This window comes from Epilithonimonas hominis, from assembly GCF_003730015.1.
In the GTDB taxonomy this organism is placed as follows: Bacteria; Bacteroidota; Bacteroidia; order Flavobacteriales; family Weeksellaceae; genus Epilithonimonas; species Epilithonimonas hominis.
The window spans coordinates 38,028-59,500 of record NZ_RJTU01000029.1 but is presented as its reverse complement, the minus strand read 5'-3'; the positions used below and the strand labels follow the sequence as shown (position 1 = coordinate 59,500).

Below are 21,473 nucleotides of genomic sequence, written 5' to 3'. Positions count from 1 at the left end.
GGATTTTTTGTACCCATAACCGAAGAAATATCGAAACATTTGGTGGATGATCTACAAAGAATTTCACAATTATTACCAACGGGATATTAAATCTTTTTATATAATAACAACTAAGAATTGGTAGATTCAACTGCTAGAACATTTGTTACAAATCTTTGTCCGCGATTACGGGCATTAACCAAATTTGCAAAATATTGGATAATTAAAAATAAAAAATAATAGTATTTTATTATAGGTGATATATATGCTAAAGCTAAAACTCCCATTACTAACATTAATAAAAAGCTTAGTGAAGTAAGGTCTCTCGCTAACAAAAATGCTCTATGGCTTTCTGTTACAAGTATGTTGGAGGCATTTTGTCTGTATATAAGATACCAAAGTTTATTCTGCTCTGAAGCTTTCCGGGGAAAGATACCGAATTTACTTTTTAGTTTCTTAATATCAATTCTTGAATCCTTTTTGATTAGTTCAGAAAATGCTCTTGAGCCAGGTAAAGGATCTTTTAATCTCCAAAAAATTATTATTGCTTTTTGATGGCTAGATAACAACCCATTAAGAAGAAATAATATCACAGGAGCGATACTGGCACCAATTGTTTTAGTCCAAAGAATTATATCAAATTGTTCAACAAAATTTGGAAAACTAATGGTCAGAATAATTATAACATTTGCTGCCAAAAACACCCACAACAAAGTTGTGTTCTTACTTTTTAAATTAACTTCATTCTGCATATTAAAAAATATATGGGTAAAAGCCATTAGGAGTAATTATAGAAAGAAATACTGGTAATGGTGTTTTTAATGATTCTAATTCCATCTTATGCTCTTCAACACGCTGCATATCAGTGGAGCTAAGAAAATCAGGACCTTCTGGGTGTGAATGCCATTCTCCAATATATCCGATCTGACCACCTGTTTTTTTGTTGATTAAATCAATTTCATTTGACAAATCTTTAAATCCTCTAAGAAAAATTGAAGAATTTCCTTTGCTGTCGGACGGTGCTTCAAGTAAATCTGTTACATAGATAGTTTTTGTTTTATGATTACATTGTCCCAAAAAAACACCTCCTGTTTCCCTTTTTCCTGCTTGATCTGCCTGTTTTTTAACGTGCTCAAGAATTTCATTTTTAAATCTAATCTCCCAATCACTATTCACAGCAGAATAAACATCCAAGGGTTTGACAGTAATGACTTCTGTTTCGATTGAGTAATCATTTTCGTCAGTAATTCTATTTATATAAATCTTTCCTTCTTGACTGTATGAATTGATTTCCTTTTTCAAAACTGCAGTAAAATAGGCACCATGAGATGCAACTTTTTCATCTGCTAAAACTGTGGTCTCGGAATTACAACCTAGGCCAACTCTCACTAGTAAATTATTGGAATTAACATATTGTTCCCGAGTAAGCCACTCCGAATTTTTCGGTGTAGTAAGAGCGCTAGAATAAAGATATACCTGCAAATCGTCAATTCTAGGATTTCTATTTATCCCTTCTTTGAATAATAAACCTACATTTCCATGATCTGTGATTGATGCACTTGCAATTTTACAGTTTGGAAGACTATTTAATACTGCAAGCTTGTTAAAAAATGCTTCTGAAGCAGTAAAATCGAACACCCAATCGTATAATTTAAATGTTTCTTCTTCATATATACGACCGTCTTTAAATGATGTTCCAGATGATGTATCAATTGATTTACTTGGATATAAATCTATTATTTTTTGTTTTAAAGCTTCGGCTTTATTTGCACCGATACTCTCGGAAAAAAGCACATGTCTAACAAGATTGTGAGATGAAAAATCGTCAGGGTCTAATAAAGTTAGGTTTGTAACTCCATTTCTAGCAAGATGCATTACCACTTTGGATCCAAGTGCACCACAGCCAAAGACTACACCTCTTTTTAATGTGTTTGTGTAGTTTGAAATCTTTTCAGCTTGTGTTGTCGAAAAAGATTGATTATGTGAAAGTATATTGATTGGGAAATTACTGATAATTTTTCCATCTGCTGTTTGATCTGAATTTATATTAAATTCGAAATTCATCAATTCTAAAACACTTGAATAACCAATCAAAGGTTTAGGACGTCTTATTCCTACAATCACTGGAAATGGAACCATTTTGTAATCAGCAATTATTTTTTCTAAATCTTCATGATAAATTTTGTAATTATCACAAAACCGTTTAAAATCCTCCCAGTTTCTTGGTAGATTTATTTCGTACTTTTCGTTAATATCTTTTTCTCCATTCCAGATAACGAATGCTAAACGTAATTCACGTTTTGTAATGTCATCTATATTTTTTTCTTGATGTTCTTCAATTTCTTTTGCAATTGAAGTGAAATTTGAAGGAGTTATTTTTTTAGTGAATTTGTACACTCGTTTTTCCTCATGTTTTATTAGTTCAAACTGAACAATTGAAAACTGGTTCGTAATTGGGAAGGGATTATTTTCAATAATAGAATCTACTACAAAATTATAGTCATATAATATTGTGCTATAGTATCCTTCCAGTCGCATCGGTTCAAATTGGTCTCCATCTTCAGTCAATTCTCCAACTGCTGCTGCTCTGAGCCAGTTACTAATACGAATTATGACATCTTCAATTCTTTTATTTGCATACCATTCATCAGTGTTTTCTCGAACATAGCATATTGAAGGTGGACGATTATTTTTTGCAACATATAAATGGGCTAAACTATTCTTTGGAAAATCCAGCCTATCTGTGTAAATATTAGGACTCTTTTCTGGATATTCCAAAATATCAAAAACAAGTAGTATTGGTTCATTCTGTCTGATATCAATGTTTTCATAAGTTCCTAAACTAGGAAGGTCAACACTAATTTCAAAAGGAATAGCAATTCTTTGATTTCCCCAATCTAAAATATCAAGATTTCTTCCCGCCAAATGCTCCAGCGAAGCTAGAGAATCCTTTAAATAAGGATTCTCTATTTCTCCGGAATATTTTTGCAGAGTACTGCTATAAATAATGACTGCCATATTTAGATGTAGTATTTACAATTCCTAATGCTGCAGTTCCTACAGCTTTTGCTGTGCCTTCTGATTGTTTAGGTTTAACTACTCCTAAAGATGTGACTTCAAAAACGATAGGCTGAGGAACTTTATTAATAAGTTCGTACGTAGAAGTGTTTAAAAAATTAGAAGAGCCTACTTTTTTTACAAATTCACTTTTTGCTTCATAGTGAGGAGGGTTATCGTCATCATCCAATATTTTCTTGCTGGATGCGATAACTTTTGCATTATTTCTTCTGTAATCCAATGCTTCTAAAGAAGTTTTTTTAGGAGTTGGATTTTCGTTTTGAGGACGATCATTAAAAAATGACCAAGAGCAATGGTGTGGTGAAAGGAATAAATCCCATTCCAAGGCCTTACTGTTGTTATGTTTCTTGGTTTTGTCCAATATGATATCCCATGATGTATGATCGGAGTCTCCTCCGAACATTGCTAATGTTGCAAAGTCTTGTTGATATTCATTGGTTTTAAATCTTGCTTGAAACACGATGCTTGTGGAATTCTTTTTGTCGTCCCCTTCTGATTCCAGATGTTCTTTAAAGGGTGCATGAATAAAAACAGAAAATAACTTCTGGTCTTTATCATTGAAGCGAGAAACGACTGTTCCCGGAGTAGATCTTAGGTGATTTAAGTCCTGATAGTCTTTATTTCCATCATAACCGATGATTCTGATTCTGTTTCCAGGCTTATCTTTTTGTGGAGAGTCTTTTCTATGAAGTTCTAATCTTCTTTCTGCCTCTTTTTGATAAGCATCTTCATCATCATTTGAATGTTCTTCTGCAATCATTGGTGAAAACCACATAGCATCAACACGAATTAAATTATTCTTTTTATCTTCATCTGAATAATCTTTTGGATCGCCTTGGTAAAAATGGGTTTTAAATCCTCTGCAATGATCCTGGTCTCCATGAGTTAATATAAAAACATCAACAAATGGAATTCCATTGTCTTTTTGAAGATTTTTTAAAAGATCTTTCTTTACATCAAAGATGTCGTCTACACAGTTTCTGATATTACAATCTACGATAATAGTTGTTTTGTCTTCAAGAGTGATTAATGAATTATCACCGTTTCCTACGGGATAGTATTTTAATGTTGCGTTCTGCATAAAAATTGTTATAAACTTGTTTACATTAATAATTAATTCCAAAAAGTTCTGTTAGAAATATTAGTAGTGGCAGAGTCCACCTCTTACAGAAATTATTATAAATGTTGTTTAAACACAATTTTTATTATATTTGTGCGTTGTACCATAACAAATCTAAAATTTCTCTAAGGTATCTTAACTCGGAGAGATTAACAAAAGTTCAAGGAGGGTGAGAATTTCTTGGACTTTTTATTTTCTAATATTCTATATCATTCTACTCTAAATTTTCTTTTAAAATTTTTAATTCTTCCTTTAATTCATATATTGTTTCTTTTAGTTCTTTTCCTGCTCGTAAATATTCGTTCGGGAAATCATCTTGTAGATTTTCCATCAGAACAAAATAGATTGGTTTGAAAATCATTTCAAGATCTTCTATCTCTTTAAATAAATCTAATAAAATGGTATTTTCTTTCTTAACAATTAACAACAGAAAATATGTTACAAAATCAGCAAATACCTTGTTGTATAATATTTCGCCTCTTCTTGTGTCCATATTATCAATCAGTATCTGAATAGGTTCCTTTATGACTTCTAACGATTCAGTTACTTTTCCGTTCCATAGCAATATTTTAGCATGCAGTAATGTTAGTTTTGGCGATGGCTCTAAATCTGTATCCAGTGCTTTTTGTATCAATTCTAACGCATATTGTTTCTTATCGTTTCTAAACTCATCGAAAATCGTTTCAGCCCAGCATCCTAATGAGTCAAGCTCGCCCATTTCGTTTGCTTTTTCAAACATAAAATCAGATCTATCATATTGCTTTTCTGTCGCAAGCACATGGCCTAACTGATGTGCAGCGTCAGCATTTCCTCTTTCCACTCCTTCTTCTAAAGCTTTGATGGCTTTTTCAGTTTGACCCATCTTTAAGAACATTCTAGCTAGCTCTACATAACCATCATCATCTCCATCGTTGATTGCACTTCTAAGTTCTATCTCCGCTTTCTTATAATTTGGTCTTGACTTTAGATAGTAAAATCTACCAAGATTTATTTTACTGTGTTCCTCATTTGTTTTTATTGCTTGTAATAGCACTTTTTCTGCATCTTTCGGTTTTCCCGTCATTGTATATAAACGTGCTAGACGGGTATAAGGAGCGCCGGTTTTGGCGGCGATGGCTTCATTATAATATTGAACTGCCTTTTCGTAATCTCCTTTTTCTGCATAAATATCACCCAATGAATTTAACGACAACTTAAACTTCATTGAAATTGCTTTTTTATGAAATTTAATTGCTTCATCAAAGTCATCCTCTAATTCTAAAGCAATATCTCCCAAGCGATATGCTGCATATCCGTGCGAATTTGGCAACTCTAAGCTTAATTTATAATATTTTGCAGCTTCACGTAAATTTTCAGCTTGAAACTCATAAAAAGTACCGATAGTAATTGCCATCTGAGCATTTTGATTATCTAATGCCCATGCTTCTTTTGCAGATTCCATTGCTTTTTTGATCTGCTTACTAAATATGTAAAGTGAAGTAGCTACAGTATAATAGTTTGCGTCTTTAATTTTGATTTCCTCCAATAGACTTTCAGCCTCTTCAAATTTGTTTTCTTTGATCAAGTTTTTAATTTTATCTAATAAACCTGATTCAGATATTTTCGTATTTTTTAATAGACGGTCAGGTAGGATTGCATTGGTGGTTTTAATTAATTCTTCTTTTAGAGTTTCTGGTAAATTTTCACAAGACAAAAAAGTATTGCCCATATCAATAGCTGCATTGATATCATAATTTCCGCCTTTAAGGTTGCTGATATGTTTTTTAACTCGTTTGGTTAATTCTGATTCATCACACCAAGCATCAAAAAATCTAACGAGCCAGACGACGTTATCTTTATCATTTTTACGGCCAAATCTCATGAGATACCAAATATTCATAAATCTCTCCTTAATTCTGTAAAGATTATTTTTTGTACTTGTTGGTATTTTTTCGATAAACTGATTTTTTTCTAGATAAGATAAAATTGAGGAGATGTTTTTACTTTCTAATCTAGTTTTTTTTGCAATTTCTTTAACCGAAATTGCATCCCATTTTCTAGCTATTGCATCAACGACTTTTTGTTGTTGTGTTGATAACTGATCAAGCTCTGACTTATATAGTAACGTAAGTGTATCAATTAATAAATAAAGATCTTTTATAGCTCTTCCATTTTCATTATCCATGAAAATTTGGAATAGATACGACATTGTTCTAGGGACACCTCCGGTTAACCGTCGCAAAGCTTCAACTCTTCCTGGATGTTGCTCAATGATGTTGCGAATTTGTTGCTCTTCCCCGTATTGTTGACCGATTTTTATAAGTAGTTTTTCACAATCAGCCTTATTCAAACTGTCTAACTCAATAATTTTTAAAAAATTATATTCATCTTCTTGAAAATCTATATTTCCATCATTAAAAGTTGTTGATGTGCCAATGACTTTAAAATTCGAATCGGATTCTAAAATTCTGAATAGCTTTTTCTTTTCATTATCTGATATTTTCTTCAAGAAGAAATTAAAGTTCTCAATGAAAAGTATTGCTGTTTTATTTTTTTCGATTAGGAATTCTCTTAAAAAATCATATGATTTTTGCTCATAATTTTTTTGTTTATCGATGATATTAGCAATTGTATCAGATAAAGATTCTTCATAAAAACTATCTTCTATTGTTGTTGCAATAGTTTCCCATAAATTTGTTAAATCAGATAAACTATACTGTTCTTCACTGAACATTATTGGAATATATTTCTTGCGAAGCACGGCATCATCGATAATTTCATAGTTAAGTCTATGTATAAGCGTGGTTTTACCAGCGCCTCTTTGACCAATAATAATAACATTGCTGGGTTCTGAGGTTTTAAGCAGGTTTTCCTTTAGTAATTCAAATTGATTGGTTCTTACAACAAACCCTTCAATTAGATTTACTTTGGATTTTACTCCTGTGTTGTTTCTTAATAATAGATCTTGATTCATATGACGATTTATTTCTCGTCAAAGATATGACATTTTTTTTATCGTCAAAAATTTTAGCGATTTTTTTATCGTTAAAATTTTAGCACTGTGTTGGATTTTTAGATTTTACGTGTCTTGTATGTTGAATTAATTTTTTTATATCTACAAAGGATATTTATTGAACTTTGGTTATTTTGAAATCAAAATAATGAAAACAGCTTATTTATATGTCCGTGTAAGTACGGACGAACAAAAAAGAAAAGGTTATTCCTTGCCGGAACAGGAGGATAGATTACTAAAGTATTGTAAATACAACGATATTGAGGTTAAAGGAATTTATAGGGAGGATTACTCTGCAAAGAATTTCAATCGACCTGCTTGGAAGGAATTATTCTCCGAAGTTAAAAAGAAATCAGCAGAAGTGGATAAGAACATATTATTTATAAAATGGGATCGATTCAGCCGTAATATTGAATATGCTTACGAAATGATTGGAAAACTCAGAAAATATAAGACAACTGCAATGGCTATTGATCAGCCAATCGATTTTTCAGTGCCAGAAAGCACTGTAATGCTGGCTGTATATTTGGCTGTACCGGAAGCAGAAAATACACGGAGAGCTCAAAATACATCAAATGGCTTGCGACGCGCAAAGTTGATGGGCAGATATCCTAGTAAAGCGCCTATGGGCTTTCTCAATGTGACATTAATGGATGGTAAAAAGGCAATTGTTCCTAAAGAACCTGAGGCTGGAATTATAAAATGGGTTTTCAATCAAGTTGCCCAAAATAATCGGAAAATATCCGAGATTAATAAAATAGCTAATGAGAAGGGATTGATATGTTCACGGTCAAATTTTTTCAGAGTTTTGCGTAATCCGGTTTATTGTGGCTTTGTATCAATCAAATTAAACTCTAACAAAGAACAAATGATAAAAGGTTTACACGAACCTCTAATCTCTGAATCGTTATTCCATCAGGTTCAATCAGTTGTCAATACAAAAAGAAAAACGACAGCTAAGAGAGATGATTTGAAAGCAATGTTTTTTCTAAGAGGTTTTTTAATTTGTCCTGTATGTAATCGGAAACTTGGAGGAAGTTTTTCAACAGGAAGATCAAAAAAGTACCCATATTATCACTGTCATAATAGATGTAGGATAAGGATTAATGCAATTTTACTTAATAATTGTTATCAAAAAAAACTTCAAGAATTGATATTGTTAAATAGTGCAGTTGAGTTACTTAGGAATGTTTTAGCAGATCAAAACATAAAGACTCAGAAAGCACGTTATTTGTACTCTCAAAAATTAATAGAGAGAAAGATGAAAGAGGAAAAGTTAACTCTTTCACACGGCAGAAAATTATTTATAGCTGGAATATTAAAGATTGATGATTATAATGAGTTAAAAAAAGAGAATCTTGTTAATACAAAAAATCTTAGGAAAGAAGAGTGTGATATTCTTGCTAAATTAAAAGCTATTGACAGAAAGGATAATATAGGAGATAGGTCTATAGTTGAAATTTTTCAAAAGATTTCTGAATTTGATGCCTCGGATAAAAAACATCTTGTGAATCTTATTCCTCCGATTGATATTGATTATAAAACAGGAGATCTATCTTTAGATTTAAATCAAGCATTCTCAAAAATATTATCAAAGAAAACTCATCGAAAAACCAATAAGAAAAATGAATTTCATCGATAAGAATATTTCAGTAGAACAAGCAATTACTATTTTGGCCAAGAATGGAGTTCGGGTAAATGAGAAGGAAGCTAAAATTATCTTGGAATTACTATATTTAGTATCAAAAAATTATAATAAACCAAAAGATAAAAAATACTAGAACCTTAATGGGATATCGAACCAAGTCGAAGTGCTTATAGGATGAGTGATAAAGCACTTTTTAGCTGTTCATTTTAGAATGGTTAGGGATTTCAAGTGAAAAAAGTCGAACCATAAAATATCAGACTGTAAAAGTTTGATATAGAGTTTTTTGTGGGCATAAAAAAAGAGACAACTATCAAGTAGTTGTCTCATTAAGTACCCAGGACCGGGATCGAACCGGTACTCCTAAGAACTGGTGTTTGAGACCAGCGCGTCTACCAATTCCGCCACCTGGGCAAGTGTGTTACCTTGTTGTAAATTGGTCTGCAAATATAATTGAAAAAATCTTTATGATAAAAGTTTTTTTTAAGTTTTTTTAAAATTTAAAATTCGATTTCCAAACCATCATAAGCAAGGTGAACATTATCAGGAAGTTCGGTTTCTACCTCATCGTGGAAACCAAGATGATGACTGATGTGAATAAGGTAAGTCTTCTTTGGTTTTAGCTCTTGGACAAGTTCCAATACCTGCGGAAGGATAAAATGTGAATGATGAGGTTCTGTTTTTCTAAGGCAATTGATGATGAAGACCTCCAGATTTTTAAGTTTCTCTTTTTCACTTTCTTCAATCTTGCTTGCATCCGTAATATAAGCTAGGTTTTTAAATTTAAATCCAAGAATATCGATCTCGGAGTGAATGATGTCAATAGGAGTCACATCAATTTCATTAAATAATCTAAAAGTTCCGTCAATTTTAAACAAATCAAAACTTGGCGCACCAGGATACTTATGCTCAATAAAAGCATAAGGAAAACGATGAGTAATTTCCTTTGCAACCCTTGAGTTACAATAGATAGGCATTGATTCTTTATTCTTAAAAATCAAAGGCCTAAGATCATCTAACCCGATAATGTGATCATTATGTTCGTGAGTGACCAAAACAGCATCTACGTTTTCTTCTTTATTGGTCAGCATCTGCTGGCGAAAATCTGGTCCGCAGTCTATCAGGATCTTTTTTCCGGAGTCTGTCGTAATAATTGCAGAAGTTCTAAGCCGTTTATCTTTTGGGTTGTCGGAAAGGCAAACAGGATGGCGGCTTCCTATAACAGGAATTCCCTGTGATGTTCCTGTACCTAAAAATTTTAAAAGCATTTTCGTAATTGCGCTGTTTTTGGTAAATTTACAAAATAAATCTAATTCTTTGTGATAAAGCCAAAACTTACACCAAAACAGAAAGCTTTAGCGATTAATCTCGATACTTCAATTTATGGAACTTTTGCAGAAATAGGAGCAGGGCAGGAGACTGTTCGTCATTTTTTCCGCGCAGGTGGAGCGTCTCAGACCATTGCAAAAGCAATGTCTGCTTATGACAAAGACTTTTCTGATGCCATCTATGGAAAGGAAGTGAAAAATCGTTATGTAACGCAAAATAGACTCAGGAAAATGTTGCGCTACGAAATGACACTTATTGAAGAAAGAATTCCTAGAGAAAAAAATCCTGGAAAAAAGTTTTTTTCCTATGCCAATACAGTTACGACGATCAATTTTGATAAAACTTCAAAAGGACACGGGTGGGTAGGTATTCGCTATCAGAATAATGAAAATGAGGATTTTAATGAAATCGTTATTCATGTAAAATTCAAGGAGACCAATGCAACATTACAGCAGGAAACCCTGGGAAGTTTGGGGGTGAACCTTATTTATGGTGCTTATTTTTACGCCGATAACCCGAGGATTCTTATCGAATCTTTGTATGATGACATCTCGTTAGATCGTTTAGAAATTGATATGATCGATTTTAGCGGACCTGGTTTTCAGTATGTTGATAACAGGCTTATGAGTCTTCAGCTGGTAAAATTGGGGATGACAGATGCTGTAATTTTCAATTCAGAAGGGAATAATATGTTACCTGCTGATATTCTTTACAAGAAAAATATTTTTGCAGTAAGAGGAAGTTTCCGTCCCGTTACCAAAGTTAATATCGATATGTTCGAGCAAGGACTCGAGATGTTTAATAAGGATAATGCCTGCGATAGCTATAACACACAGATTCTGTTCGAAATCACGATTTCCAATCTTCGTGCAGATGGGGACATCAATGAGAGAGATTTCCTGGACAGAGTTGATATACTTGGAAAATTAGGCTACACTGTTATGATATCTAATTTCTCGGAATATTATAGAATGGTAGATTATTTCTCTACATTTACCAATCAGCATATTGGTGTTGCAATGGGCGTAAACAACCTTTTGGATGTTTTTGATGAGGAGTATTATAAAAACCTTCCTGGTGGGATTTTGGAAGCTTTCGGAAAATTCTTTAAAAAAGATATGCGCGTTTATCTGTATCCATATAAAGATATGAAAACAGGTGAGTTACTGACATCCGAAAATCTAAAAGTCCATGACAACCTGAAAGAATTGTACAAATATTTCAAGCTTAATAAGAGAATTGTAGATATTCAGAACTTTAATCCTAAATTTCTTGAGATCTATTCCCGTGAGATTCTTAAAAAAATCGTTACACAAGAACTTGGCTGGGAAGAAGAACTTCCTATAGGTGTTTCGGAAATGATAAAAGACCGCCAGATGTTTGGTTACAAAGAACTGACTTTTGACGGATTGAATTAATACAAGAATAAAAATGATAGAACTTAAAAAAAGACTTTCAACTATTTTGGAAAGTCCACAGGAGACAAATACCAAGCTTTTAAAGATTTGCCAGGTTTTAGATAAAGAAATTTCCTACTACAACTGGACAGGATTCTATTTCAAAAACGGTGACAAAGATGAGTTGGTTTTGGGGCCTTATGTAGGGGCAATTACAGATCATATTATCATTCCTTTTGGGAAGGGGATCTGCGGTCAGGTTGCTGTTTCTGGAGAGACTTTCGTAGTTCCAGATGTTCATTCTCAGGATAATTATTTGTCTTGCTCTATTGATACAAAAGCTGAAATTGTAGTTCCAATTTTCAAAAACGGAGAAAATATTGGACAAATCGATATCGATTCTCACACAATTGACCCATTCACAAAAGAAGATGAAGAATTGCTGAACTGGCTTTGCGAAGAAGTAGCGAAGATTTTGTAATATTTAATTTATACTAAAAACCATAAAAGTCACAAAAGTTTTAATATTATCTTTTGTGACTTTTGTGGTTTTTAAATGTTTTTTAGTAACTCCCGATAATATTCCCCACATTTCGCCAAATGCGAACCATACCAAGAGAAAGCTTCGCCGTCAACAATCTTAATTTTTTGATTTTGACAAACTTCTTGGATTTCAGCAATATGTTTTTCTTTGAAAGGAAAAGGCTCTGACGAAAGAAAAATCAAATCGGCGCTTTTCAAATCTTCCAACTGAATTTCTGGATATCGTTTCTCATTTTTAAACAAATTCTCAAATCCTAATTCTTCCAAAATCTTTGAAATAAAAGTGTCGCCACCAACTGTCATATAAGGATTTTTCCAAATCAGATAAGCGACTTTCAAACGTTTTTCAGTTTTCTGACTATCAAAAGCTTCATAAGTTTTCAGATTGAAAAATTGAGCTTTTTCCTCTTTCCCAAATAGATGCCCGAGTTGTTTCAATAAATAATAATTGTCTTCGAGAGTTTCAATATTCGTTACCAAAACTTTGAAATCTTTCATCAATTCCTCGACTTGTTCTCTGACGTTTTCCTCCTTGTTGGCAATGATAAAGCCTGGTTTCAGAGATTTGATTTTATCAATATTAAGATTTTTAGTTCCGCCAATGATTTCAATTTTATCAACATAATCTTTTGGATGAATGCAGAATTTCGTCCTACCAACAATCTCATCAGTCGTCAAACCAAGATCAAACAAAGTTTCCGTAATCGAAGGAACTAATGAAACAATTCTCATAAATAAAAAACTCTCTCAAAAATAAGAATTTCTGAGAGAGCATTTATGATTTATAATTATCAATTAATAATTATTCTTTGTCTTCTTTTTTAGTCGCTTTTTTAGTAGCAGGTTTTTTAGCAGGCGCTTTTTCTTCTTTAGCTTCTTCTGTTTTTTCAGCAGCCTTTTTTGCAGGAGCTTTTTTAGCCACAGGTTTTTTCTCTGCTTTTTCTTCAACTACGTTAGCTTCTTCGACGGTTTCTTCAGCAGGAGCTTCTGGCTTTACAAAACTTTCCGGCGTGATGTAACCTGCTTTTTGAAGCAAGTTGTACCATTGAGCCAATTTTTTGATATCAGACTCATAAACTCTTTCCAAATCGTAATTAGGAAGAGATTCTGCCATAAAAGCTCTTAGTTCGTCACTGGAAGATTTGTGGCTGATTGTTGGTTTGTAATCGTATTTTTTTGCAATATTTTCGAAAACTTCGAACAAAGGAACTTCTTTATCAAATGTGAACATTGCGATATTGTCCAAAAGACTTACCTGGCTGGAGTTTGATATGCTCGCTTTTTTCTTTGTTGTAATATCCTCAACTATAAATCCGTTCTTTAGCTGAGAAACCAATTTGAAAAGTCCCGGTTTTCCGGAGATTGAAATAATTTTTTCTAACTGCATTTTAGATTAATTTTTGTCGGATGTCGGAAAACCGATGTCCGAAGTTTTAATTATATTTTTTTATTTTTCTGTTTCCGAATTGCATTCTTCGGTCTTCTGACCTTTACCTTCTGACTATTTTGGAAATCTCATTTTATAACTCACAGCTACTTCGCCATTAGCAATTTTCTGAAGTTTTCCTTTCACGATTTTTTTCTTCAACGCACTCAGGTGGTCTGTAAAAAGAATTCCTTCGATGTGGTCATATTCGTGTTGAATCACTCTTGCTCTGATGTCGGAAAATGTATCGGTATGTTTAACGAAATTTCTATCGTAATATTCTATTTTGATGGTCGATTTACGTTTTACATCTTCACGCACTTCAGGAATACTCAGGCAACCTTCATTGAATTTCCACTCTTCTCCGGATTCTTCCAGGATTCTGGCATTAATGAAGACTTTTTTGAAATCTTTTAATTCATCAGCAATATCCTCATAATCTTCATCTTCCGAAAGTGGAGAAACATCCACCACAAAAAGACGGATGTCCAACCCAATCTGAGGCGCAGCCAAACCAATACCGTTGGCACCGTACATGGTTTCAAACATATTGTCAATCAATGTCTGTAGCTCAGGATAATCTTTTTCGATATCGTGCGCTTTTTTTCTCAAAACGTTGTCGCCAAAGGCTCTAATTGGTAAAATCATCTTTTCTGGTCTAAAAAATTTTGCAATAATATGGTCGCACTTACTTTGTCAATCAATCCTTTTTCCTGTCTTTGTTTTTTGTTTTTTCCACTTTGGCTAATGAAAAAAGAAGCCATTTTGGAAGTAAAGCGTTCATCCAGACGATTGATTTTCTTCTCGGGAAACTCCTTTTCAAAAACTAAAATAAATTTCTGAATTTCAGTCTCGATATCGGACATATTTCCTTTCAAATCTGTGGGAAGTCCTATAACCACTTCGTCTACGCTGTTTTCTGAAAAATATTTTTTCAGAAAATCTATAAGCTTTGGCGTTTCTACTGTTGTCAGTCCGCTTGCAATGATTTGCATATCGTCAGTCACGGCGATTCCCGTTCTTACTTTTCCGTAGTCTATTGCTAGGATTTGTCCCATAAGTGTGCAAATTTACAAAAATTTTCAGCTTATGAAAATTAAAAAGCCGTGTAAAGTTTATAGACTTCATAAGGCTTTTTGAGATATGGATTAAGTTAATTTTGTTTCATTTCATCAACCAGTTTTTTAATCCGGTCTATATATTTTCCATAGAAATGTTTGAACCACCAGTTTCCTGCAAAATATAGAAAAAACAAACCTAACAAGATAGAAATGATGAATTTGACAGCTAACAGTCCTTCTGTATATTTGTGGTTATAAGGAATAGATTCTGTAATGATAATCATTTCGCAAACCAAAAACGGAACAAAACTGAGATAGAAAGATAGGTAATATTGCTTATTTAATTCAAATTGATGAAACAAATCTTTCAACGAATCATAAGTCCCCAAGGTTGGATTGCTGATTTCTTTATATAATTTAAAAAACTTACTGAAGAAAAATGCAGTCACAAGCGCCATTGAAGCTACCAAAACTTCTATGTAGACCCTGAAACGGAAAGGTATCGGGAAAAACCAGATCAAAACCAAAATCACAGGAAGCAACATGATTGTCGACCAGAACTCATAGCGCATGTTCTTCCGAATTCTTTGCAAAGGGTGGTGAATCTGTCTTTGTTTTTCCGGCGAGATCTCCGGCGTATCGGAAATATCTTCCTTTTGCCAGAGGGATTTAAGATTGTCTAGTTCCATATCTTTGATAGTTGATAGTTGATAGTTGAAAATTGATGGTTGATAATTGATAACTTTTAGTTGTCAGTCTGAGCGGAGTCGAAGACTTTATCACACTCAATCTCTCGAAGCTCTTTTATTGATTAATTCTTTTAACTTATCCTTCGCACGATTCAGTTTCACTCTTGCATTGGCTTCCGAGATGCCCATTTGTTCTGCCATTTCTTTTCCGGAAAAATCTTCCAGATAATAGAAAATCAATGCTTTGTCAATCGGGTTGAGTTTTTGGATACATTCGTACATCAGTTTCAGATTTTGCTCGTCTTCCAGATTATAATCATCTTCTTTTATTTTGTAGAGCGACACATCATCATTCTGTATAAAACTCCGTCGCTTCTCGGATTTCAGGAAAATAATCGCTGTGTTCAGCGCAATTCTGTAAAGCCAAGTCGAGAATTCCGACTTTCCTTCAAAACTTGAAAACGACTTCCAAACCTGATAAATAATCTCCTGAAAAAGATCATCAAATCAACATTTTACATATCCACATTATTTGTCATTCCGGAGAAATTTAGACTACAGAGACACAAACATACTTTCTACAAATTCTGCTTTTCTTTGCTGAGCGAAGCGCCATTGCGACTCTTAAAAATATTTTCAATAATGTATAAAAATCTTTGCGCTCTTTGCGTAAAATAAAACCAATCAATTTTCATATTTTTGTAACAATAAAAGAATAAGAATGTCTTTAAAAATTTCAGGACTTACCAAAAAATTCGGAGAGCAAATTGCGCTCAATGATATCAACATAACGATTGCCAACAACGAGATTATCGGATTACTTGGACCCAATGGCGCAGGAAAATCCACGTTAATGAAATCCATCACAGGCGTTCTGAAAATAGATGAAGGCGAAATTCTTTTGGACGAAAAAAACATTTCAGACAACGAAATCGAATCTAAAAAGAAAATCGGTTTCCTTCCGGAGAATAATCCACTTTACAATGAGATGTTTGTCAAAGAATATCTGCAATTCGTTGCGAATCTTCATCACATCAAAAAAGAAAGAGTAGAACAGGTGATAGATTTAGTTGGGATTACACCAGAAAAATCGAAGAAAATCGGTCAGCTTTCCAAAGGTTATAAGCAAAGAGTTGGATTAGCGCAAGCCATTCTCCACGAACCGGATTTATTGATTCTAGATGAACCAACCAATGGACTCGACCCCAATCAAATCGTAGAAATCCGAAACGTTATCAAAGAAATTGGGAAAGCAAAAACCGTGATTTTGTCTACACACATTATGCAAGAAGTAGAAGCGCTTTGTTCCAGAGTAATTTTAATTCATCAAGGGAAAATATTACAAGATTCTCCGATTTCAGAATTCAAAGGAAAATTTGCAAGTCTGGAAGAAGCGTTTCAGAGTTATACGGTTTAATCATCAATAATGAATGATGATTGATAAATGATATTTTAAAAAATTAAAAATCGTAAATTCGTAAAGATTTAATAATACAAAACGATGGAAGCATCAATTATCATACATCCAAGAAATAAGAAAGAAGCGTCATTACTAAAAAAAGTGCTGAAAGCTTTGGATGCGCAATTTGTTTTTAAGGAAGAAAAACCTGAAAGTCTAAGTCCAAGCAATGACCCTTATTATGATATTCCGGAAAACGTTGCAGAATTAGAAAGGAGAATTGCGGACTTGAAAACAGGAAAATCAAAATCGAAAATACTTTCAAAAGAAGCGCAGAAAGAATTATTAGGTTTATGATTTTTCAAATAAAACTTTCGGATGAAGCAGAAAAAGACATCCTGTTTTACAGAAAATCAGGTAATAAATCGGCTTTGAAGAAAATTAACATATTTATAGATGAACTTCGTATTAATCCATATTCTGGAACAGGAAAACCTGAACGTTTAAAGCATAAAAATGGTAATGTTTGGTCAAGAAGAATCGATAGCAAAAACCGTTTGATTTATAGTGTCGAAGAAAATATTGTTACCGTAGAAATCATTTCCGCCAAAGGTCATTATGGCGATAAGTAAAAAATATTTACCTCTTCTTTGGTAAATTTACGTCTTTGCGACTCTTAAAAATATCCTTAATAATTAATAAAAAACTTTGCGCTTTGCGTTAAAAAAATATCATAGTTTGCAATTCGCTCAAATCATTCTTCCGCTCAATCTCAAAGGAACTTTCACTTACAAAGTTCCAGCAGATTTTTTGGATAAAATTGAGGTCGGAATGCGCGTTTTGGTTCCGTTTCGTGGAAAGAAAATCTACACGGGAATTGTTGCAGAATTATTCAACGATTTTGAAGAAACTTTTGTTCCGAAAGAAATCATCAATCTATTAGACAATCAACCGATTGTTCCAAAACAACAATTGGATTTTTGGAATTGGTTGAGTTCTTATTATCTCTGTAATCTAGGCGAAATTTACCGTTTGGCGTTTCCGTCTTCTCTCAAATTAGAAAGCGAAACTTATGTCAGATTATTGTCTGAAAGAACTATTGACTGGCAAAATCTGGATGCGAACGAAACTTATCTTCTTCAAGCTTTGGAAGTTCGACAAATGCTGAATTTGCAAGAGATTGAAGCTTTCATTCCAAAAAAAGAAATCATCAAAACCATCAATGCGCTGATTGATGAACGATATATTTCAGTTGATGAAAAAATCACTGAAAAATACAAAGCCAAAGAAATCGCTTACTTGAAAGTCAATAATGAAGCTTTGGTTTCAGAGAATTTGGCGATGATTCTTTTGAAACTCGATAAAGCTAAAAAACAGAAAGAACTTTTCTTAAATATCCTTTCCAAACAAATTGATAATCCTGAAAATCCAATCCGGAAATCTTTGGTTTTTGATGAAGGTAATTTCGTCAATCTACAACTGAAATCTTTGATTGAAAAAGGTTGGGTTACAGAATATTATCTGGAAAAACACAGAATCGATTCTTACGAAGGCGAAATTGAAGAAATTGAAGAACTGACAGAAAATCAGAAAAAATCGATTTCAGAAATCAATCAAGCTTTTGAAGAAAACAAAAATGTGTTGCTTCACGGTGTTACTTCATCGGGAAAAACGCACATTTATCTTGAGAAAATTGAAGATTGTGTTAATGCTGGACAAAATGTGCTTTTGCTTTTGCCTGAGATTGCTTTAACGAAACAAATTACAATCCGTCTCGAAAAAAAATACGGAAAGAAACTCGGCTTTTATCATAATAAACTAACGGATTTTGAAAGGGTAGAAGTTTGGCGAAAAATCAAAAAAAATGAACTCCAAATTCTGATTGGAACTCGGAATTCTTTGTTTCTACCTTATGAAAATCTAGGATTGATTATTGTTGATGAAGAACACGATTCGGCTTACAGACCAAGAGACCAGCACTTCTTTTTCAATGCGAAAGATTCTGCAATGATGTTGGCAGAGTTTTATAAAGCCAAATTGATTCTAGGTTCAGCAACGCCTTCTTTGGAAAGCTACGATTTGGCTATGAAAGATAGGTTGCGTTATGTGGTTCTTAACGAAAGGTTTGGGAAAGTGGATTTGCCGAAATTTGAAATTATTGACATCAGAGAAGCACAAAATCAAAAGAAAATCGTCGGGAATTTCAGTCAGAAAATGATTGACGAAATCAACCTTCAATTAGAACATAAAAAACAAACCATTATTCTTCATAACCGCCGTGGTTATGCCAATGTCATCGAATGTGAAACTTGTGGACACGTCACTTATTGTAGTAATTGTGATGTGGTGATGACTTATCACAAAGCTTCCAACGAGCTCAAATGTCATTATTGTGGGCATCGTTCCGGAAAACCTACAATTTGTCCAAGTTGTAATAGCGACAATCTGAATACAAAAGGCGTTGGCGTTGAGCAAATCGAGGAAGAAACTCAGAAAATATTCTCCGATTCCGAGGTTGACAGAATGGATGTGGACTCGATGCGAAAGAAATTTGCTTACGAAAAACTCTATGAAAAACTGGAAAGCGGAGAAACCGATATTTTGGTCGGAACACAGATGATTTCCAAAGGTTTAGATTTCGATAATATAGAATTAGTCGCGATTCCGAAAGCAGATTCTTTGGTTCACGTTCAGGATTTTCGTGCGCAAGAAAGAGCTTATCAATTGATTACACAAGTTGCAGGACGAGCAGGAAGAACTTCTGGGAATGGTAAGATTCTGATTCAGACCTATAATCCGTCGCATTCAGTTTTTGAATTAATTAAAAATCAGAATGTTAAAGAGATTTATAATTACTTTCTTGATGAAAGGAAAAAGTTTCTCTATCCACCGTTTGTGAAATTAATAATGATTGAACTGAAACATAGGAAAGAAGATAAAATTAACAGAGCTTCTCAGTTTTTGGGTTCGATTCTTAGAAAATATATCCCGGAAGAATGTATTCTTGGTCCGGAAAAATCCCCTATAGCAAGGCTTAATAACCTATATCAATATCAGATTCTTCTCAAATTTCCAAAAAACAAAAACTACAGAATCTATAAAGAACTGCTTCTTAAATCTTTTGATGAATTTGACGAAATCGCAGCTTATAAATCTGTAAAAAAGGATGTATTTGTCGATTTTTAACTGTTTTTAACAAAATTTCTAGTTTTTTTATTAGGGCTTTACGAAGGTTACACCGCTATATTCTCTAACTTTACTCAGTTATGATTATAAGATTAGATAATCTTAAACCTTAATTAATATAAATTCAATAAAAATTGTAATTGTTTTGAGAATGAATAAAATCAGAAATTATTTTTCAATCATCGCAATTGGTTTTTCTTCATTTGTGTTTTCGCAAGGGAGCGTCGCAGTTTCTACATATCCACAAGTTGCTGATCAGCAGAATCTTGTAAAGGATATCACAGCAGAAAAGGCGCTGTTGTCTCCGAAAGAGCAGATTGAGTTCAATATCAATAAGATGTTTACAGACCCTGTTCTGAGAAATGCGAATTGGGGATTTGTGGTTTATGACCCAACAACAGAAAAAATTGTAACAGCTTACAACGAAACAGCTCCGCTGATTCCGGCTTCTACAACCAAATTATTAACGACCGAGACGGCGTTTTCTTTATTAGGAACGCAGTACAGATGGAACACACTATTAGAATATTCTGGCAGTATTGATGCTGAAGGTGTTTTGACAGGAAATCTTTATATCGTCGGAAGTGGCGACCCTTCACTGGGTGGAAATAGAGGTGGAGCAGCGAGTTATACGCAGATTGTTAATCAATATCTTGATGCTATTAGAGAAAAAGGAATTAGAAAAATTACAGGAGATATTATCATCCAAACTGCGATTTTTAAAGAAAATAAAAAGCAAGAACTTCCTAAAAATATAGTATGGCTGGAACAGAAAAATTATTTTCTACCGGTAGGAACTACTAAAGATATTGACCCGAGAAACGAAAAGCTGATTATCAATCAATCTAATAATCCATTTAATCAGCAAAAGAAATTTTTTTATATTTCTCCCTATGCTGACAAACTGGTGTACGCAGATAAGTTTGAGGGAAACGGGATGACAACAAAAGTAGCTGAACCTCCTGCTTTTTTGGCTAATAAATTGAGAGAAAGTTTGATTAAAAATAAAATTGCAGTTACTGGAAAAGTAACTCCGAAAATTGTAGATATAGAGCCGGAGCCAAGAGAAATTTTAACGACTTACAAATCCCCGACTTTAGCAGAAATCGTCAATTATACCAACCAAAGAAGTGATAACGGGTATGCAGAAGCATTATTGAAATCTAATGGTTTCCAAAGCTTAGGCGACCAAACTACTGAATCCGGGCGGCAAGTTGTAACAGATCATCTAAAATCCATAAACTTCGATATGAATGGTTTAAATTATATGGATGGAAGCGGGCTTTCTAAATCGCATACCGTTACGCCACTCTCTCAAGTTAAGTTCTTAGCAAAAATGATGAAATCGCCTTATTATAAAGAATATTTCGAGTCTTTGCCAATTGCAGGACAGTCTGGAACACTGAAGCATATGTTTATGCTGAATTCCAACGGACAGATTTTTGCAAAAACCGGAACTTTGAATGGTGTGAAATGTCTGGCAGGTTACATCAAAACAAGAAATAACAAAACCCTTGCTTTTTCTTTATTGATTAATAGATTCTCGGGTTCTGTTGCACAAGTGAAAGACAGAATGGAACAGTTGCTGGATCCAACTTTAGATTTGTAATAATCAATGTTTTATAAATT

At 33.5% G+C, this 21,473-nt stretch carries 19 protein-coding genes, 1 tRNA gene and 1 pseudogene; 9 read left to right on the top strand and 12 right to left on the bottom strand.

Annotation, left to right across the window (positions count from 1 at the left end):
* Positions 1 to 110: 110 nt before the first annotated feature.
* From EGH73_RS04340 to EGH73_RS04325, 4 genes are all read right to left on the bottom strand, one after another.
* Positions 111 to 731, bottom strand: a complete 621-nt coding sequence (locus tag EGH73_RS04340; RefSeq protein ID WP_123280847.1) for a hypothetical protein — start codon at positions 729 to 731, stop codon at positions 111 to 113.
* A gap of 1 nt (position 732) precedes the next feature.
* Positions 733 to 2,997: a ThiF family adenylyltransferase gene (locus EGH73_RS04335; protein WP_123280846.1), complete on the bottom strand. Its 2,265-nt coding sequence runs from the start codon at positions 2,995 to 2,997 to the stop codon at positions 733 to 735.
* Positions 2,978 to 4,138 carry a ComEC/Rec2 family competence protein gene (locus EGH73_RS04330; RefSeq protein ID WP_123280845.1) on the bottom strand — a complete coding sequence of 387 codons (1,161 nt, stop codon included), beginning with the start codon at positions 4,136 to 4,138 and terminating at the stop codon, positions 2,978 to 2,980. Before EGH73_RS04330 ends, EGH73_RS04335 begins: the two co-directional genes overlap by 20 nt.
* Positions 4,139 to 4,391: 253 nt before the next feature.
* On the bottom strand, positions 4,392 to 7,130 hold the full coding sequence (locus EGH73_RS04325; RefSeq protein ID WP_123280844.1) for a tetratricopeptide repeat protein: 2,739 nt from the start codon (positions 7,128 to 7,130) through the stop codon (positions 4,392 to 4,394).
* A gap of 187 nt (positions 7,131 to 7,317) precedes the next feature.
* Between EGH73_RS04325 and EGH73_RS04320 the strand changes: the two genes are divergently transcribed.
* Together EGH73_RS04320 and EGH73_RS14080 are read left to right on the top strand one after the other, a co-directional pair.
* Complete coding sequence (locus EGH73_RS04320; protein WP_123280843.1) at positions 7,318 to 8,811, top strand: recombinase family protein; 1,494 nt, start codon at positions 7,318 to 7,320, stop codon at positions 8,809 to 8,811.
* Positions 8,795 to 8,950 carry a PTS sugar transporter subunit IIBC gene (locus EGH73_RS14080; RefSeq protein WP_123280842.1) on the top strand — a complete coding sequence of 52 codons (156 nt, stop codon included), beginning with the start codon at positions 8,795 to 8,797 and terminating at the stop codon, positions 8,948 to 8,950. The genes EGH73_RS04320 and EGH73_RS14080 overlap by 17 nt, the downstream gene beginning before the upstream one ends.
* Positions 8,951 to 9,148: 198 nt before the next feature.
* Here EGH73_RS14080 and EGH73_RS04310 read toward each other — a convergent pair.
* Together EGH73_RS04310 and EGH73_RS04305 are read right to left on the bottom strand one after the other, a co-directional pair.
* Positions 9,149 to 9,228, bottom strand: a tRNA-Leu gene (locus EGH73_RS04310).
* Between the two features lie 86 nt (positions 9,229 to 9,314).
* Positions 9,315 to 10,082: an MBL fold metallo-hydrolase gene (locus tag EGH73_RS04305; RefSeq protein ID WP_123280841.1), complete on the bottom strand. Its 768-nt coding sequence runs from the start codon at positions 10,080 to 10,082 to the stop codon at positions 9,315 to 9,317.
* Positions 10,083 to 10,136: 54 nt separating this feature from the next.
* On the opposite strand from EGH73_RS04305, the gene EGH73_RS04300 reads away from it, so the two are divergent.
* Complete coding sequence (locus EGH73_RS04300; RefSeq protein ID WP_123280849.1) at positions 10,137 to 11,561, top strand: TonB-dependent receptor; 1,425 nt, start codon at positions 10,137 to 10,139, stop codon at positions 11,559 to 11,561.
* Positions 11,562 to 11,574: 13 nt separating this feature from the next.
* A complete protein-coding gene (locus EGH73_RS04295; RefSeq protein WP_123280840.1) occupies positions 11,575 to 12,021 on the top strand; it encodes a GAF domain-containing protein in 447 nt (148 codons plus the stop codon).
* Between the two features lie 71 nt (positions 12,022 to 12,092).
* Here the strand turns inward: EGH73_RS04295 and EGH73_RS04290 are convergent, their stop codons facing one another.
* The 6 genes and pseudogenes from EGH73_RS04290 to EGH73_RS04265 form a co-directional block, all read right to left on the bottom strand.
* Positions 12,093 to 12,815 carry an ABC transporter substrate-binding protein gene (locus tag EGH73_RS04290; RefSeq protein WP_123280839.1) on the bottom strand — a complete coding sequence of 241 codons (723 nt, stop codon included), beginning with the start codon at positions 12,813 to 12,815 and terminating at the stop codon, positions 12,093 to 12,095.
* 70 nt (positions 12,816 to 12,885) lie between these two features.
* Entirely contained in the window at positions 12,886 to 13,470 is a 585-nt protein-coding gene (locus EGH73_RS04285) for a DUF5606 family protein (protein ID WP_123280838.1), read from the bottom strand.
* 114 nt (positions 13,471 to 13,584) lie between these two features.
* Complete coding sequence (def, locus tag EGH73_RS04280; RefSeq protein ID WP_089770913.1) at positions 13,585 to 14,157, bottom strand: peptide deformylase; 573 nt, start codon at positions 14,155 to 14,157, stop codon at positions 13,585 to 13,587.
* Positions 14,154 to 14,567 carry a Holliday junction resolvase RuvX gene (gene ruvX / locus EGH73_RS04275; RefSeq protein ID WP_123280837.1) on the bottom strand — a complete coding sequence of 138 codons (414 nt, stop codon included), beginning with the start codon at positions 14,565 to 14,567 and terminating at the stop codon, positions 14,154 to 14,156. Before ruvX ends, def begins: the two co-directional genes overlap by 4 nt.
* 95 nt (positions 14,568 to 14,662) lie before the next feature.
* Positions 14,663 to 15,259 (bottom strand): hypothetical protein, encoded by a 597-nt coding sequence (locus EGH73_RS04270; protein ID WP_123280836.1) that lies wholly within the window; start codon positions 15,257 to 15,259, stop codon positions 14,663 to 14,665.
* A 96-nt stretch (positions 15,260 to 15,355) separates the two neighbouring features.
* A pseudogene (locus EGH73_RS04265) lies at positions 15,356 to 15,754 on the bottom strand (RNA polymerase sigma factor); the annotation flags it as partial.
* Positions 15,755 to 15,980: 226 nt separating this feature from the next.
* Between EGH73_RS04265 and EGH73_RS04260 the strand changes: the two are divergent.
* The 5 genes from EGH73_RS04260 to dacB all read left to right on the top strand — a co-directional run bounded on the left by EGH73_RS04260 (position 15,981) and on the right by dacB (position 21,453).
* Positions 15,981 to 16,676, top strand: coding sequence for an ABC transporter ATP-binding protein (locus EGH73_RS04260; RefSeq protein ID WP_123280834.1), 696 nt, complete (start codon positions 15,981 to 15,983; stop codon positions 16,674 to 16,676).
* An 84-nt stretch (positions 16,677 to 16,760) separates the two neighbouring features.
* Positions 16,761 to 17,015, top strand: coding sequence for a DUF2683 family protein (locus tag EGH73_RS04255; RefSeq protein WP_089770917.1), 255 nt, complete (start codon positions 16,761 to 16,763; stop codon positions 17,013 to 17,015).
* Complete coding sequence (locus EGH73_RS04250; protein WP_123280833.1) at positions 17,012 to 17,290, top strand: Txe/YoeB family addiction module toxin; 279 nt, start codon at positions 17,012 to 17,014, stop codon at positions 17,288 to 17,290. The genes EGH73_RS04255 and EGH73_RS04250 overlap by 4 nt, the downstream gene beginning before the upstream one ends.
* A 106-nt stretch (positions 17,291 to 17,396) precedes the next feature.
* On the top strand, positions 17,397 to 19,844 hold the full coding sequence (gene priA / locus EGH73_RS04245) for a replication restart helicase PriA (protein WP_123280832.1): 2,448 nt from the start codon (positions 17,397 to 17,399) through the stop codon (positions 19,842 to 19,844).
* Between the two features lie 151 nt (positions 19,845 to 19,995).
* The gene (dacB, locus tag EGH73_RS04240) at positions 19,996 to 21,453 is read left to right on the top strand and encodes a D-alanyl-D-alanine carboxypeptidase/D-alanyl-D-alanine endopeptidase (RefSeq protein ID WP_123280831.1); all 1,458 of its coding nucleotides are present in this window, start codon (positions 19,996 to 19,998) and stop codon (positions 21,451 to 21,453) included.
* Positions 21,454 to 21,473: the final 20 nt, after the last annotated feature.